A 15,609-nucleotide genomic window follows, 5' to 3' on the forward strand; every position below is an offset into this window, starting at 1 on the left:
TTGTAATGTTTTGTTTATCACTGATTTTCTGAAGCAAAGATGCGACAAGAAGTGAAGCAGGTGTTAGACAAGACATAGACATCGATAGACAGAAAATGGACAGGATAGACTTACGGAAATCCGTAATGTGGTATGATGGGAAATCATCTATTTTGTAAAGACTGATAAAAACTATATATGTCCAAAATAAAACTACTAATTCATGAGGTATTCAGGCAGGGGGAAGAGGATTCCGGAAAGGAAAAGAAAAATGGAATAGCTCTTTTTTTAAGCGTACACCTGGAGGAAACACTCTATTTTACGATTGCAGATAAAACTCTTGTAAGGTATTATGATGCCTATGTGGCAGAAATTAAGGATAAAATAAATATTGAGTCCTTTAAGCTTGACAAGCTCAGTCAGTACCTGGGGTATAAAGATTTTGCAGACTTCTCCCGGACTTTCACGAAAGAAGATGAACAGGCTAATAAAACCACGATAAAGATTAAGGTGGATGAAGATGAAGAATCTATATCGGAACAAATTTCCAAGCTTGTCATCAATATTACCAACGAACAGCATTTTAAAATACCTGAGTATATCAAGCAGAATGGGTTGGGAATTATGGAAATTGCCCTATTATTATGTCTTGTTACGGGAAGTGTTGTTTTTTCTAATAACAAAAAGGCAGGGCTCTCATTTTTAGCTCCTGTAAAACCGGGTATTGAGAAAAAATATATGTATTGGGATGGAGAAAGATATATGGGAACGGACAGCAGCTATATCAGGCCGGGGCTTACTATTGTAGCAATGAATGAGCATAAATTCCAGTATTTTAAAAAAATCACCAGAAAGGATACCCTGACGGAATTCAACGCACTTGGGAAAACATGGTATTCCAAATACAATAATGGGGTTGAGTTTTTTACGGAGGATGGTATAGACCCCGATAACGGAAGGGAGTTGAGAAAATCTACTCCTTTCATCATCTATAAATATGCAGGTGAGCATAAAGATTCTATAGAGGTATTGGAATAGTTTTTACAGATATTTTATACAAAAAAAAGCGAAGATTTCTCTCCGCCCTGTTTTGGTTACTCGATATTCAGCATTTCCAGTTCTCCGAAATGCTTTTTAAATTTCTGTATTTTAGGACCTACCACAGCACTGCAGTAAGGTTGATTAGGGTTGACGTTATAATATCCCTGGTGATACTGTTCTGCCGGCCAGAATTTCTCGAATGGGGCCAGTTCAGTAACATAGGTTCCTGGCCATCTTCCTGATCCCTGAGATATTTTGATCGCTTCTTCAGCTTTAGCCTTTTCAGCATCATCTTTATAGAAAATCACTGAGCGGTACTGGGTTCCGATATCATTCCCCTGACGGTTCAGCTGGGTAGGGTCGTGAAGGAAAAAGAAAACATCCATCAGTTGCTCATAAGAGATAATGGCAGGGTCGTAAGTAATCTGTACTACTTCAGCATGATCAGTTGTTCCGGTACATACTTCTTCATAAGTGGGATTTTCCTTGTGTCCGCCGGAATATCCTGAAATAGCAGACTCAACACCCTTTAGCATATTGAAGCAGCTTTCTACACACCAGAAACATCCGCCACCAAAGATGATCTGTTCTAAATTATTGTTGTCCATTGTTAGCGTAATTATGTCATTTAAATATTCTTTTCTTTACCCATGAAGGGCGTTAAAAAAGCAAATCAAAATTATGAAAAAGTTTTTCATTTGAGCGTAATTTAACGTCTTAAACTCAAATTACAACTATAGATATAGCAAATGATTTTAAATCTAATTGACCCCAACGAGTACAAAAAATAAACCTCAATCATGTGTGAGAATCAGTGTCATCTATGGTTCCTAAAAAAGAAAAAGCAGCCCATTTGGACTGCTTGTATGATAAAATGTTTGTTCAGTTATTTTTCCCAAACCAACGCACTTGCTCCTAAGATGGCTGCATCTGCTTCGTCCAGTTCACTGAATACTAATTTTACTTTATTTCTAAAGATAGGAAGAAGGTTTCTTTCCATGTGAAGTTTTGCAGGCTTTAAGATAAAGTCTCCCGCCTTAATTACCCCTCCGAATAAAAGGATGGCCTGTGGTGAAGAAAACATCACAAAATTAGCCAGTGCTTCACCCAGTTTTTGTCCTGTATATCTGAAGACTTCAATAGCAATGGGGTCTTCTTTTAATGCACATTCATATACTGTTTTAGAATTAATTTCCTCTTCAGGATACTGGTTCAGCATAGACTCTGCAAATTCTGCCCTCATTTTTTTAGCAGTGATTGTAATTCCTGTGGCAGAGGCATAGGCTTCCAGGCTTCCTTCAGAACCTGTACTCCAATGTTTTCTTCCACCTGGTTTTACAATAGTGTGTCCCAATTCTCCGGCAAAGCCATCATGTCCGTAGATTAAGCTTCCATTGGCAATGATTCCACTTCCTACACCTGTTCCCAGCGTGATCATGATAAAATCTTTCATTCCCCTTGCTGCTCCGAAAAGCATTTCACCTAACGCTGCTGCATTAGCATCATTGGTAACCGTACAGGGTAAATTGAACTTGGCTGTCATCAGCTCAGCAAAAGGAATAACTCCTTTCCAGGGTAGATTGGGAGCCAGTTCTATGGTGCCTTTGTAATAGTTCGCATTAGGTGCGCCTACTCCGATTCCGTCGAAATTTTTTTCCGTCCCGTGTTTTTCCATTAAAGGATAAACGTGTTCATATAAAGCATCGATAAAATCTTCCACTCTGTCATAGGCATCGGTTTTAAGGTTTCCTTTGTCCAGAACTTCTCCACGATGATTGACTACTCCAAATTTGGTATTGGTTCCGCCGATATCAACTCCCAGGGCAACTTGTTTTGATAAATCTATTAATGACATCTCTATTATTAAATTCTAGGGGCTAAAATTATAAAAAAGATTGTATTAATGGATTAAGAACTCAATTTTATTTAAAAATTTAGACTGTTTTTAACGGTTTTTTCTTTTTCCGGCCCCACCATATCATAAATCCTGTTACCGGAAGTGATGCGCAGATAAGACTGACAATAAATGCAATAATCTTGGTAGGAAGACCTAAAATGGATCCCACGTGAATATCATAGTTGGATCCCACTACTTTTTCACCGAAGTTTTTATCTTGTTGATCATGGGTATGGAGCAATTCTCCGGAGTTTTCATCAAAGATCAGACTGCTGCTTTTGTGGTAAGAATAACTAAGGTGTTTTACGTATACCTCAAAGTTGGGATGCTCATGGTCATCCATATGTTCGTGGCCAAGATCTATAGCAAATCCATAAGAATCCGGATATTTCTGTTGTACAGTGCTGATGACTTTATCCAAAGTTCCCTCTGTTCTCAGCTCAATAGGCGCTTTTGTTTTGATGTGTGAAAAATCAGGATATTTTGTCTCCCCTCCGGAGAATAGTACGTAGATCATAGCCTGAACCACAAAGAAAGCATAAAATAAGCCGGTTATAGAAAAAATTAAAGCAAAGATGGAAGCATAAAATCCTAAGACATTATGAAGATCGTAGTTCTTTCTTTTCCAGCTCTTGATGTTCTTCCACTTCAATGCAAAACGTTGTTTTCTTGCTGCTTTATTCTTTGGCCACCACAGGATAATCCCACTGATCAGCATTATGATAAAGATAATAACCGGTATTCCTACCACATAAGTTCCCCAGTCCTGTTTTAAAAGATAGCTCCAGTGGATCATTTTTACAATATTGAAAAAGCCGTTTTTTTCGTCATATACCCTCAGTACCTTTCCTGTATAAGGATTGACATAGGCTGCTTTATAGACGGGAAATTCATCAAAATAATTCCAGGCATCCGTGTTGTGTTCATACCAGTAGAACACATAAGACAGCTTTTTATCGATAGGAATATTGACCCAATGGACAGGATATTTTTCTTTTACCTGTTCTGCAACAGATTTTTCCATCACTCTGATGGGAAGAACCTGCTTTTGCTCAATATTTTGTTCCTGATGGTAAATGACATCTTTACGGGTAAAATTTTCCACTTCATCTTTAAAGACATACAATGCGCCGGTAATGGAGATAATAAAAATCAAAAACCCTATTCCGAGCCCAAACCACAGATGCAGTTTTGCAGACCATTTTTTAAAGAATCCCGGTTTTTTTTTATGATGATGCTTTTTATTCATATCGCAATGGAAAACTAAAGCAAAGATATGTTTTAGTTTTATTTAGTTTAATTAAAATTTATATTCAATCATGAGAGTTCCTCTTGCTCCCAAAGAATTGGTGAAATCACTGTCTCTGGCTGTCCACCAGGCAATTGATGGCTGGTAAACTCTGTTGAGAATATTTTCAACTCCTAAAGATACCTTCCAGTTGTTGTTTACCTCGTAGCTTGATTTTAAGTTAAAAACAGTGTAGTCCGGAACATATCCTTCCCCATAAGCATATAGCCCTGTTTTTGCATTGAGCTCAAATCTGTTCTGCCTAAATGAATGTAGCATATCTACCCCGATAGATAATGTCGGAATAGGCCTTACCTGAGCATACGCCAGTACTTTGGGTGCTGAAATTCTGCTGTTGTTGATTTTTGCAGAATAATCTCCATTGTCGTCCGGAGAAGTAATACCTTCTATCCAGCTATAGCTTCCTCCGAACTGAAGCCATTTGACAGGCGTAAAATGTAAAAAACCTTCCACCCCATAAATTACTTCCGGAGCCCTTTTAATAGTTAGAGCTCTGTCCGCACTCTGTACAAAGGTTGCTCCCAATTTCGAGGTACTTACGTAGGATGTAAGCTCATAATTAAGCCAGCTGGAAAGCTGTCCTGTTGCCCCAAGCTCGTAATTATTAACAATGATGGGTTTTGTTTCAAGATTTTGAATCGTCTCAGAAGTTGAGGTTCTTAGAATTCTTCCCAGCTCATTGATAGAGTAGGCCTGTGAAAAGCTTCCGAAAAGATTAATATAAGGTTCAATATTATAGCGGAGACCTATATTTCCCACTAAGGCATTATAGCTTAGCTTCCCCCCGTTTACAGGAATACTCTTGGTAAATGTTCCATCGTTTTTAATAACAGAGAGGGTATTGAAGTCATCTACATTAACTTTGATGTTTTCATAGCGAAGACCTCCTTTAATGGTTAGCTTTTTAAGCAGATCAATTTTTACCAAAAGGAAAGGCGCAATATTGGTCATATTCATGTTGGGAGTCCAGAAACGTCCGTCTTCCAGCTTTTGTACGGTCTGATCATTTAAAATATCAGCCCCATACATAATCTCTCCCTGAGAATTTTGAGAATTCCAAAGCTGTGTATCAAAATTAAACCGGGCGCCTGCTTTTTTAGAAATAACATTGGATTGCCCTCCATTAAAAAACGTATCGCTGTATCCGTAAACCGTTTTAAAATCCTGGTAATAAAGATTAATATTTAAGGCTGTTCCGGCAAATAAGTTCTTATTGTCATAACTTACCCTGATATTGTGGTTTTTTGGCGTTCCCTGAGGCGTTGTTTCCAGGCTTTTTCCTTCTCCTTGTCCAATGGTAGGCTCAATTCCGTAAACACCTGTCTTTAATCCTAAATTAAGATTTGATCTTGATGAATAGCCGATATATGATGCTTCAATTCTCTGGTTGTCATTGATGTCATAGCCTAGCTTCAGCATCCCGTTGTAGTTATCCATTTTGGCAGTACTGTAAGTTGGGCTTAGCATAACACCGTCCCCATCTTTCATATAGCCCGTTTTTTCATAGGCCAGTGATAGAGTGTAATCAAATTTGCTGACTTTTCCTGTTAAAAGCTGGCTGGCTCTTACGCCTAAAGTCCCTCCATAAGGCTGTCCCGTAATACCGATCTGCGAGATTCCGGAAATCTTTTTATCCGTTTTACTTCTTTTCGTAATATAATTGATGATACCGCCGTCTGCACCATTTCCATAGATGGAGGATGCCCCTTTTATCACTTCAATTCTTTCAATAGCTGACGGATCAATCACTCTTAAATCTCTTGCCCCGTTCCGGAGTGGGGTAGACTGTGGGATTCCATCGATTAATACCAATACCTGGCGCCCTCTTAATGTCTGTCCTGTGTTGGAAGTTTGCCCCGAATTGGTTCCTAAACTTGGAACGGTATACTGAAGGATACTTGTAATATCTGAATTGACGGTCAGCTGAGACTGGATCTGCTTTTCTGCAACAACAGTAATGGAGCTGGGGACCTCTTTAATGTTCTCCTTCTTCCTTGAAGCAGTCATCACGACCTCATCAACGTTTTTGGTTTGTAAACTATCTTTAACCTGGGCAAAAACGGTTGTTGTTCCTAAGCAGGCAGCGGATAAAAGCGCTTTTTTCATTATATTTTCTTTCCTTGTTTCTTTCTTTTTCCCCACCATACCAGAAATCCGGTAACAGGGAGTGATGTACACATGAGCCCGGCAATAAACCAGATGATTTTTCCAACGATTCCGAAATAAGATCCGGTATGAATATCATAATTGGCATTGGAATATTTTTCGGCAATGGTCAGTTTTTGATGAGGTCTATCGGCTAGTAGTTTTCCTGAGTATTTATCAAAGGTGAGCAGGCTTCTTTCACTAAACCGTCCCTCTTGTCCGTAAATGGTAACGGGTAAGTTTTTAAGTTCCTTTCCTTTTTTGTTTTTTCCGTTTAAAGAAATTCTGAAGCTGGCTGATCCTGAATATAATTTTTCTGTTTGTGCTGCTGCAAGATCAAAAATATTCTCATTTTTCGCCATTAACGAATCCGGAGACTTGATTTCTTTTTCTTTAGGCAGGTTCACCGATCCGGATAACGCAAAGTTAAAAACGTTTTTTACATAAGGATAGGCAAAGTAAATTCCGGTAATGCTTAGTAATAATGCAATGAATGAAGCATAGAACCCCAATACATTGTGAAGGTCATAGTTCTTTCGTTTCCATGTTTTTATATTTTTCCAGTTGAACCAAAAGCGTCCTTTTCTTGCGTTTTTGTTTTTAGGCCACCATAAAATGATTCCTGTAATCAGCATGATAATGAAAAGTACTGTGGGAATCCCTACCATATACGGGCCCCATTCAGAATTGAGCAAAAGACTCCAGTGAATGTATTTCAGAATGGTGAAAACATCATATTTTTCATTATATACCGCAAGAATTTGCCCGGTGTACTGATTGACATAGACTTGCTTGCTGATGAGAACCTGCTGGAAATAATTCCAGCCTTTTTTACTTTTCTCATAATAGAAAAAACGGTAGGATTTATTTTTGTCCAGGGGAATTTCAACAGCACTTATTGGATGTTTTTCATGGAGTTCTAAGCTCAGTTTCTCACGAAGAAGATTGATTGATAAAGGTTTTTTTCCGGCATCAACATTCTTTATATAAATGGCTTCCTTACGGAGACTATTCTGAATTTCATCCTTAAAAACATATAATGTTCCCGAGAGAGAAACAATGAAAACAATAATACCAACGGATAAGCCAAACCACAAATGCAGTTTGGCAGACCATTTCTTTGTTGAAGAAACCTTCTTTTTATGATGCTTTTTCTTCATAGCAAAAAGTTAACCCTCCAGAGGGTTAACCTTAATTTTTAAAATTTATATCCTATTGATAGTCTCCAGTTACGCGGAGCATTGTAGATCCAGGCATATTCGCCGGCATCTCCTCTGTATCCACTGTAAAGCTTTTTGTTAAGGACATTATTCAATATTAGATTGACATCGAATTTTTTGGCAACATAGGAAACTCCGAAGTTGGTATCAAAATAATCCGGAAGGCTTTGATCTTTTGTTGCACCTACCCCAAACCAGGATTGTCTTCCTCCCTGATACTGATAACCAGCTGAAATTCCGAATCCTTTCATAAGGCCATTTTCAAACCTGTAGCTTACCCAAGTATTTTGCACATTTTTCGCATTTCCCGGAGACTGAATTCCAATTCTTGTAGGATCTGTGTCTTTGATGGTTTTTGCATCTGTATAAGCATAGTTGATAACAATGTTCATCCCTTTGATGATTTCTCCTTTGATATCAGTTTCAAAACCTCTTGCTCTTTGTTCACCTGTAGCAACCTGGAAAGGATTTCCTCCATTTTGTTCTTTAGGTCCTGCAACAAGAATATTTTGTCTTCGGATTTCGTAAACGGCAAAAGTAGAGTTCCATTTTCCACCGAACCAGTCTTTCTTCAATCCGAATTCAATATTTTGTCCTCTGAAAGGATCTGTAATCTTAGTTTGGTTAATCCCAGTTCCGGACTGTGGTGTAAAAGTTTTGTCATAGATACCATAGGCCGAGAAATCTTCATCAATAGAGTAGCTTACTCCCACTCTTGGTGTAAACTCTCCTGCTGTATCAGGTACAATAGGAGTTCCAGGACTCAGGTTAGGATATGCCGAATAGGTTTTACCGCTTGTGTATCTTCCCGCTAATGTTATTCTTAGCTTATTGTTAAACATTTCAATCTGATCCTGAGCGTAATATGAAGTATATTTTACTCCCTGGTCATTATAAAATGGAGCAGAAGTGTTTAAGGTATAAAAATCTGAGGAAGGAAGTTTTGAAGGATCCACTCCGTAATTCACATTATAAATATTGATTGGGAAAGGCCCTCCTGCAAAAGATGAAAAGTCAGCATTGTATTTTCTGTCTCCGTAATCGAATCCTGCAATAATTTTGTGAACAATATTTCCTGTAGTAAGCTTTCCTCTTACATAGGTCTGGAAAATGTGATTTTTTCCTTTCGCCTGCCAGTTGCTTAACGTTCTGTTTAAAACATCCTTATTTTTCGGATCAAAGGTTCCCCACCATGATCCTCCGTCATAGTTCAGGTCCATATAAGCGTATTGTGTGCTCCAAACCCAGTCTTTAGAAAGCTTCTGGTCTAAGCTTAAAAATAAACTCTGATCTTTTACTTCAGTTTTCTTGAAGTTTGGATCATTAAAGTTAGTATGTACATTCAGCGAAGCATATCCGTCATTAGACATCAGGTAGGCTCCCGGCTGGTTGAATTTTAAATACTGATAATTGTACTGTGCAGTAAATGTAGTGGTCTTTGTTGGTCTGAAAGTAATGGACGGAGCAACAATAATTTTGCTTGTTTTATCATTTTCAACCCAGGAATTGTTAGAACTTCCCATTAAATTAATACGGTAATCTAAAACACCGTCTTTCACAAGAACTCCATCCAGATCCGCTTCACCTCTGAAAAGGTTATAGCTTCCGGTAGTGAAACGTACACTGTTGGCAAATTTCCCGGTTGGTTTTTTGGTTACCACATTATAAAATCCGGCAGGATCTCCCATAGAACCCATAAATCCGGCAGGTCCTTTTACAAACTCTATTCTGTCAATAATAGATGCATCAGGGTTAATAGGTCCCCATGTAGAAGAAACGTTCATTCCGTTCATGAAAGTGGAAATACTTGCACCTCTCATAAAAACATTGGAATACACATTATCCCAGTGTTCTACTTTTCTTGCACCACTCACATTACGAACAATGCCCTCAGACATATTCAATGTAAGCTGATCGGCAAGAACCTGTGAGCTTATAGATTGTACATTCTGTGGAAGCTCAAGGATGGGAGTCTGGATTCTCAATGAACCGGAAACTTCGTTGAGTTTGTATTTCTGATAATATCTTCCGCTAACAACTACTTCTTCGATATCGTTGGATTTGATGGTGTCTTTTTTTTGGGAAAAGACCAGCATAGAGCCTAGCATAGAAGCACAGATCAGTACATTTTTCATGAAAGTCAAATTTTCTGCAAATATATTATTTTTAACTGTTCTAAATAAATTAAATGATTGATATTTGTCATATAATGATGATATTCACATAAAAAAAACCGCTCCAGACAAAGCTGAAGCGGATTTTTTATAATAGTATGAATTATTTCTTACGCTGGAATTTCTCCTTTGTATAAGAAAGAAATAATTTCTTTGTTTAATTTGTCAATCATCTCACTGAATAAGTGGAAGGACTCTTGCTTATAAATTACAAGCGGATCTTTCTGCTCGTAAACAGCTCCTTGGGAAGATCTTCTCAAATCATCCATCTCACGAAGGTGAAGTTTCCAGTTTTCATCAATAAGAGACAGGGTAATGTTCTTCTCAAAATCAGTAACCAGACTCTCACACTGAGTATCATAAGCTTCTTTAAGATCAGCTACAATAGTCATTGTTTTGTGGCCGTCTGTGAAAGGAACCTGAATCATTTTAAACATTGAACCCTGATTTTGATATACATTCTCAATAATAGGGAATGATTTTTCTTTCAATAGGTTCAGCTTCATCTGGTAATCTTCCTGAGCAGCTTTGAACAAGATATTCGTTAAATCCTGAATGTTTTTGTTACCAAATTCGCTTTCAGAAACAGGAGATTCCATCGTGAAAGTTTTGATGATCTCATATTCAAAATCCTTATAACTTCCATTTGCTTTTCCTTTCGTAACGATAGAATTGGCAACATCGAAAATCATATTGGTGATGTCATATTTCAGGTGATCTCCGAATAAAGCATTCTTTCTTCTCTTATAGATTACGTCACGCTGTTTGTTCATCACGTCATCATATTCAAGAAGCCTCTTTCTGGTTCCGAAGTTATTTTCTTCTACTTTTTTCTGAGCTCTTTCGATAGATTTACTGATCATAGAGTGCTGAATCACCTCACCATCTTTATGACCCATTCTGTCCATCATTTTAGCAATTCTTTCTGATCCGAATAAACGCATCAGATTATCTTCAAGAGATACATAGAACTGAGAACTTCCCGGATCTCCCTGACGTCCCGCTCTACCTCTTAGCTGTCTGTCAACACGTCTTGAGTCGTGTCTTTCAGTACCGATAATTGCTAAACCTCCAGCTTCTTTTACTTCTTTAGTAAGCTTGATATCCGTACCACGACCTGCCATGTTGGTTGCAATGGTTACAACTCCCGGCTGTCCTGCTCCTGCAACAATCTCAGCTTCTTTCTTATGAAGTTTCGCGTTCAGTACCTGGTGCGGAATTTTTCTTAGCTGAAGTGCTTTTGAAAGCAACTGAGAAATTTCAACAGAAGTTGTACCTACCAGTACAGGTCTTCTTGCTGCGGTTAATTTTTCAATTTCTTCAATAACAGCATTGTATTTTTCTCTGTTAGTTTTGAAAACTAAATCCTGTTTGTCATTTCTTAAAATAGGACGGTTGGTAGGAATGACCACAACATCTAATTTGTAGATTTCCCAAAGCTCACCCGCCTCTGTTTCAGCAGTACCTGTCATTCCCGTAAGCTTGTTGTACATACGGAAATAGTTTTGAAGCGTAATGGTTGCAAAAGTTTGAGTTGCTGCCTCAATTTTTACATTTTCTTTTGCTTCAATGGCCTGGTGAAGACCGTCTGAATAACGGCGTCCCTCCATGATACGGCCTGTCTGCTCGTCAACGATTTTTACCTCACCGTCAATCACCACATATTCATCATCTTTTTCAAATAATGTATAGGCTTTCAGTAGCTGGCTCATCGTGTGTACACGTTCTGATTTTTCGGCAAAATCAGAGAAAAGTTTTTCTTTAGCTTCAAACTCTTCTTCTTTAGACAAGTTTTTAGCTTCTACTTCAGCAATTTCAGTCCCGATATCAGGAAGTACGAAGAAGTTGGCATCAGAGTTCCCCTGAGACATGTATTCAACACCTTTGTCTGTAAGGTCTACCTGATTGTTCTTCTCTTCAATAACGAAGTAAAGATCTTTATCTACGATCGGCATGTCACGGTTATTATCCTGCATATACTGAGCTTCCACTTTCTGAAGCAATGCTCTGTTTCCGCTTTCCGATAAGAATTTGATTAACTGTCTGTTTTTAGGAAGACCTCTGTAAGCCTGAAGCAATTTGAATCCTCCTTCTTTGGTATTTCCTGCAGCAATTAATTTTTTTGCTTCATTAAAAATAGCAGAAACCGTTTTCTTTTGCACTTCAACAATTCTGTCAATAGAAGGCTTTAAAACATCAAATTCCTGTCTGTCTCCTTGTGGAACAGGTCCGGAAATAATCAATGGTGTTCTGGCATCATCTACCAATACAGAGTCTACCTCATCCACGATAGCAAAGTTAAGTTCTCTTTGTACCAATTCTGAAGGTGAAGCCACCATATTATCTCTCAGGTAATCGAAACCGAATTCATTATTGGTTCCATAGGTAATATCTGAGTTGTATGCTTTTCTTCTTCCGTCTGAGTTCGGCTGGTGGTTGTCTATACAGTCGATAGACATTCCGTGGAACTGGTAAAGAGGCCCCATCCATGCGGAGTCTCTTTTAGCAAGATAGTCATTCACGGTTACTACGTGAACCCCTCTTTCAGGAAGCGAATTTAAATAAATAGGTAATGTTCCTACCAGGGTTTTACCTTCACCGGTTGCCATTTCGGCAATCTTACCTCCGTGAAGAATAATACCTCCGATAAACTGAACATCATAGTGGACCATATCCCAAACTACAGGAGTTCCGGCAGCATCCCATGAGTTTTTCCAAACAGCTGTGTCTCCCTGAATTTCTACAAAATCTTTTCCTGCAGCAGCCAGTTCTCTATCCCAGTCATTGGCTGTTACACGAATTTCTCCATTCTCAGCCCATCTTCTTGCCGTTTCTTTTACCAATGCAAAAGCCTCCGGAAGGATCTGAGCAAGAACTTTCTCTTCAATTTCGTATGATTCTTTCTTTAAAGACTCAATTTTTGAGAAAAGAGCTTCTTTCTCGTCAACATTTGTTGAATTCTTTATCTGCTCTTTTATCTGTTCTATTTGAGCTGTAATCTTACTGGTTGCAGATTTTATATTCTCTTTAAACTCAGCAGTTTTTTGTCTCAACCCATCATCCGTTAATTGTTGGATGTTAGGTTCTACAGCTTTGATTTTTGTTACAACTTTTTTTACTTCTTTTAGGTCCTGCGCTTTTTTGTCTCCCAAAAACCCTTTAAGAACTTTGTTTAAAAAACTCATAAATTTTTTGCTTTATGCTTAATACAAGATGTCTTAAGCGTTTTAAATGACACGCTTATCGTGTTACTATATAAAAAGGGCAAAAAAGCTCTAAGCACGCGGCCTAAAGCTTATCGCTTTATTAATATTCGTCCTCGTTCCAAAGGAAATCTTCATCAGTAGGATAGTCACTCCAGACTTCCTCGATAGATTCATAAATTTCTCCTTCGTCCTCAATGGCCTGAAGGTTTTCTACTACTTCCATAGGTGCACCAGTTCTGATTGCGTAGTCAATAAGCTCTGCTTTTGTCATTGGCCAAGGTGCGTCACTTAGATAGGAGGCTAATTCTAATGTCCAGTACATAATTTTCTAATTTTTTGCAAAAGTATAAAAATAGGTTATATAATAAGCTTTTTTATACTTGATTTTCAATTCTTTTTATAATTTTTTTTGATGATTGCCTGTCATAAACTGTGTTACAGTGATGTCAGCAATTTACTAATGTCGTTTTCTCAAAAACCATTCCACAAATTTTTTTATGCCATTTTGGAAGTCTGTGCTTGGCTGATAGCCTATTAAAGCCCTGGCTTTGGTAATATCTGCATTTGTTTTTGTGACATCCCCCGGCTGCATTGGCAGATTTTTTTTTATGGCAGTCATTCCCAGTGCTCCTTCTATGGTAGCAACCATTTCAGATAAAGTGATCACCTGGTTTTCTCCCAGGTTAATGATCTCATAGATATCAGAGTGGTTTTCCAGATAAAAGACAGACTTTGTAATCCCATCAATAATATCGTCAATATACGTATAATCTCTTGCCGTATTTCCGTCACCATAAAAAGGAATTTCCTGATTTTCCACAATAAGTTTTGTAAACTTGTGTATAGCAAGGTCCGGTCTTTGTCTTGGTCCGTAAACGGTAAAAAACCTAAGCTGAATCATATCAATCTGATAAAGGTCATGGTAAACATGGCCTAAAACCTCGCCGCATTTCTTCGTAGCAGCGTAAGGCGAAATAGGGCAGTCTACATTGTCTGTTTCTGCAAAAGGAATTTTAACATTATTTCCATACACACTTGAAGAGGATGCACAAATGATTTTTTTAATATTGAAGTCTTTACACAGCTCCCAAAGATTCATACTTCCCCGGACGTTGACTTCCTCATATTCCAGAGGTTTTTCAATGGAAGGACGAACACCTGCAAGTGCCGCCAGGTGGATTACCATGTCAATTTTATGATGTTTAAAGATGTTTTCAAGTCCTTTTTTATCTCTAATGTCCTGATGGTAAAGTGAATAGGCATCAGAATAAGAGAGGTTGATCAAACGTTGAATATCGGTCTCTTTGTCAGAAAACTCAAAATCAGAAATTACACCAATAGACTCTAAAGTATTTTTGATTTTAACATGATAACTGTAGAAATCATCAAAATTGTCAATGTTTATGACAGAATGTCCATTTCTTAATAATCGTTCAATTAAATGAGAACCAATAAAGCCGCTTCCTCCTGTTACAAGATAAATCATCCTTTGTTTTTTATTTGTCAAATTTATTAATAATACTTGAATGCTGTTTTTATACTTTTGTCTGAAAATAAAAATAATGATTAATTTCCAAAAACTATTTGTTCTTCCCAAAGAAGAAGAGGAAGAATTTACCTTCCAGGAAATAGAGGAGGGAATTTATTTTCGTGGACATAATCTGTGGCTTCTTGTCATTTCTATGGGAATTGCATGTATTGGACTGAATATCAACAGCCCGGCCGCAGTGATTGGTGCTATGCTTATTTCACCCTTAATGGGACCAATTGTGGGAATGTCTTTTGGTTTTTCGATAGGAAATAAGAAACTTATAAAATTAGGGGTTATTAATTGGGCTTTAATGATTGTTGTTGCACTGTGCTCTTCTGCTTTATATTTTTTTATTTCACCTTTTCATGCAGAAACATCACAACTGGAAAGCTTTAAAACAGCTACTATTTTTGATTGTTTTTTGGCATTTCTGGGAGGATTGGCCTGGTTTCTGGGGATTATAAGAAAAGAAGCAATAAAGGTTATTGCTGGTGTTGCAGTCTCTACAGCATGTATTCCGCCTCTTTGTACAGCGGGATTTGGAATAGCCAATGCAAACTGGGAATATTTTTGGGGTGGCTTTTACTTTTATCTGATCAACTGCTTTTTTATAGCAGTTGGAACATGGGTGCTAAGTCTGATGCTAGGTTATCCCCAATATTATAGGAAAAAAGATAAGGTTCAGAATCGTAAAATTTCCGGATTGATCAGCTTAATTTCAATCATTATTTTGTTACCGAGTATTGTGCTTACAAAAAAGAAATGGGAAAAAGAAAAATTGAAAGAACGTTCAGAGCATTATATTAAAAGTATCAAAGAAAATCATCCTGAGCTGGCTATTATTAATTATGAATCTTTTAAAAAAGATGAACAGGATTTTTTAAAAATCACGCTTCTGAATGACAGTGTTACAATCAGTGAAAAAAGACTTGAAGAGCACAACGATCTGATTAAAGACATTCATTTAATATGGCAATATTCACCCCATATACAAAGCGCGGAGAATACCGAAATTCAAAAACTTCAAAGCCAGATAACGGCCTTGAAGGAAGAGATGATCCAGTTAAAAACTCAAAATAAAATTAAATAAATTAAAATCTTTATATT

Annotated in this window: 11 protein-coding genes; 2 read left to right on the forward strand and 9 right to left on the reverse strand. The window is 37.6% G+C overall.

The window, feature by feature from the left end; all coding sequences use genetic code 11:
• The first annotated feature begins 177 nt into the window (after nucleotides 1–177).
• Nucleotides 178–1,017, forward strand: a complete 840-nt coding sequence (locus MP478_RS17435) for a hypothetical protein (protein ID WP_230032887.1) — start codon at nucleotides 178–180, stop codon at nucleotides 1,015–1,017.
• Nucleotides 1,018–1,073: 56 nt separating this feature from the next.
• Here MP478_RS17435 and msrA read toward each other — a convergent pair whose 3' ends face one another.
• The 9 genes from msrA to MP478_RS17480 all read right to left on the reverse strand — a co-directional run bounded on the left by msrA (nucleotide 1,074) and on the right by MP478_RS17480 (nucleotide 14,457).
• Nucleotides 1,074–1,628 carry a peptide-methionine (S)-S-oxide reductase MsrA gene (gene msrA / locus MP478_RS17440; protein ID WP_257201171.1) on the reverse strand — a complete coding sequence of 185 codons (555 nt, stop codon included), beginning with the start codon at nucleotides 1,626–1,628 and terminating at the stop codon, nucleotides 1,074–1,076.
• 278 nt (nucleotides 1,629–1,906) lie between these two features.
• A complete protein-coding gene (locus MP478_RS17445) occupies nucleotides 1,907–2,875 on the reverse strand; it encodes an ROK family protein (protein ID WP_230032879.1) in 969 nt (322 codons plus the stop codon).
• 79 nt (nucleotides 2,876–2,954) lie between these two features.
• Complete coding sequence (locus MP478_RS17450; protein WP_257189567.1) at nucleotides 2,955–4,166, reverse strand: PepSY domain-containing protein; 1,212 nt, start codon at nucleotides 4,164–4,166, stop codon at nucleotides 2,955–2,957.
• Nucleotides 4,167–4,217: 51 nt separating this feature from the next.
• Nucleotides 4,218–6,332: a TonB-dependent receptor gene (locus tag MP478_RS17455; RefSeq protein ID WP_257201172.1), complete on the reverse strand. Its 2,115-nt coding sequence runs from the start codon at nucleotides 6,330–6,332 to the stop codon at nucleotides 4,218–4,220.
• A complete protein-coding gene (locus MP478_RS17460; protein WP_257201173.1) occupies nucleotides 6,332–7,531 on the reverse strand; it encodes a PepSY domain-containing protein in 1,200 nt (399 codons plus the stop codon). Before MP478_RS17460 ends, MP478_RS17455 begins: the two co-directional genes overlap by 1 nt.
• A 38-nt stretch (nucleotides 7,532–7,569) precedes the next feature.
• Nucleotides 7,570–9,726 (reverse strand): TonB-dependent siderophore receptor, encoded by a 2,157-nt coding sequence (locus tag MP478_RS17465; RefSeq protein ID WP_257201174.1) that lies wholly within the window; start codon nucleotides 9,724–9,726, stop codon nucleotides 7,570–7,572.
• A 149-nt stretch (nucleotides 9,727–9,875) separates the two neighbouring features.
• Nucleotides 9,876–12,950: a preprotein translocase subunit SecA gene (secA, locus tag MP478_RS17470; protein ID WP_257189571.1), complete on the reverse strand. Its 3,075-nt coding sequence runs from the start codon at nucleotides 12,948–12,950 to the stop codon at nucleotides 9,876–9,878.
• 121 nt (nucleotides 12,951–13,071) lie between these two features.
• Nucleotides 13,072–13,293, reverse strand: coding sequence for a DUF2795 domain-containing protein (locus tag MP478_RS17475; protein ID WP_002662059.1), 222 nt, complete (start codon nucleotides 13,291–13,293; stop codon nucleotides 13,072–13,074).
• A gap of 135 nt (nucleotides 13,294–13,428) precedes the next feature.
• Nucleotides 13,429–14,457 (reverse strand): GDP-mannose 4,6-dehydratase, encoded by a 1,029-nt coding sequence (locus MP478_RS17480; RefSeq protein WP_257201175.1) that lies wholly within the window; start codon nucleotides 14,455–14,457, stop codon nucleotides 13,429–13,431.
• A gap of 76 nt (nucleotides 14,458–14,533) precedes the next feature.
• On the opposite strand from MP478_RS17480, the gene MP478_RS17485 reads away from it, so the two are divergent.
• Nucleotides 14,534–15,592: a DUF389 domain-containing protein gene (locus MP478_RS17485; protein WP_257201176.1), complete on the forward strand. Its 1,059-nt coding sequence runs from the start codon at nucleotides 14,534–14,536 to the stop codon at nucleotides 15,590–15,592.
• The last annotated feature ends 17 nt before the right edge of the window (nucleotides 15,593–15,609 follow it).

Origin of the sequence: Chryseobacterium sp. WG14 (assembly GCF_024586945.1) — a bacterium.
Taxonomy (GTDB): domain Bacteria; phylum Bacteroidota; class Bacteroidia; order Flavobacteriales; family Weeksellaceae; genus Chryseobacterium.

Bases quoted from the DNA above. Each gene is read 5' to 3' on its own strand.
- msrA (WP_257201171.1), bottom strand. From the start codon at position 1,628: ATGGACAACAATAATTTAGAACAGATCATCTTTGGTGGCGGATGTTTC.
- MP478_RS17465 (WP_257201174.1), bottom strand. From the start codon at position 9,726: ATGAAAAATGTACTGATCTGTGCTTCTATGCTAGGCTCTATGCTGGTC.
- MP478_RS17445 (WP_230032879.1), bottom strand. From the start codon at position 2,875: ATGTCATTAATAGATTTATCAAAACAAGTTGCCCTGGGAGTTGATATC.
- MP478_RS17455 (WP_257201172.1), bottom strand. From the start codon at position 6,332: ATGAAAAAAGCGCTTTTATCCGCTGCCTGCTTAGGAACAACAACCGTT.
- MP478_RS17435 (WP_230032887.1), top strand. From the start codon at position 178: ATGTCCAAAATAAAACTACTAATTCATGAGGTATTCAGGCAGGGGGAA.
- MP478_RS17460 (WP_257201173.1), bottom strand. From the start codon at position 7,531: ATGAAGAAAAAGCATCATAAAAAGAAGGTTTCTTCAACAAAGAAATGG.
- MP478_RS17475 (WP_002662059.1), bottom strand. From the start codon at position 13,293: ATGTACTGGACATTAGAATTAGCCTCCTATCTAAGTGACGCACCTTGG.
- MP478_RS17450 (WP_257189567.1), bottom strand. From the start codon at position 4,166: ATGAATAAAAAGCATCATCATAAAAAAAAACCGGGATTCTTTAAAAAA.
- secA (WP_257189571.1), bottom strand. From the start codon at position 12,950: ATGAGTTTTTTAAACAAAGTTCTTAAAGGGTTTTTGGGAGACAAAAAA.
- MP478_RS17480 (WP_257201175.1), bottom strand. From the start codon at position 14,457: ATGATTTATCTTGTAACAGGAGGAAGCGGCTTTATTGGTTCTCATTTA.
- MP478_RS17485 (WP_257201176.1), top strand. From the start codon at position 14,534: ATGATTAATTTCCAAAAACTATTTGTTCTTCCCAAAGAAGAAGAGGAA.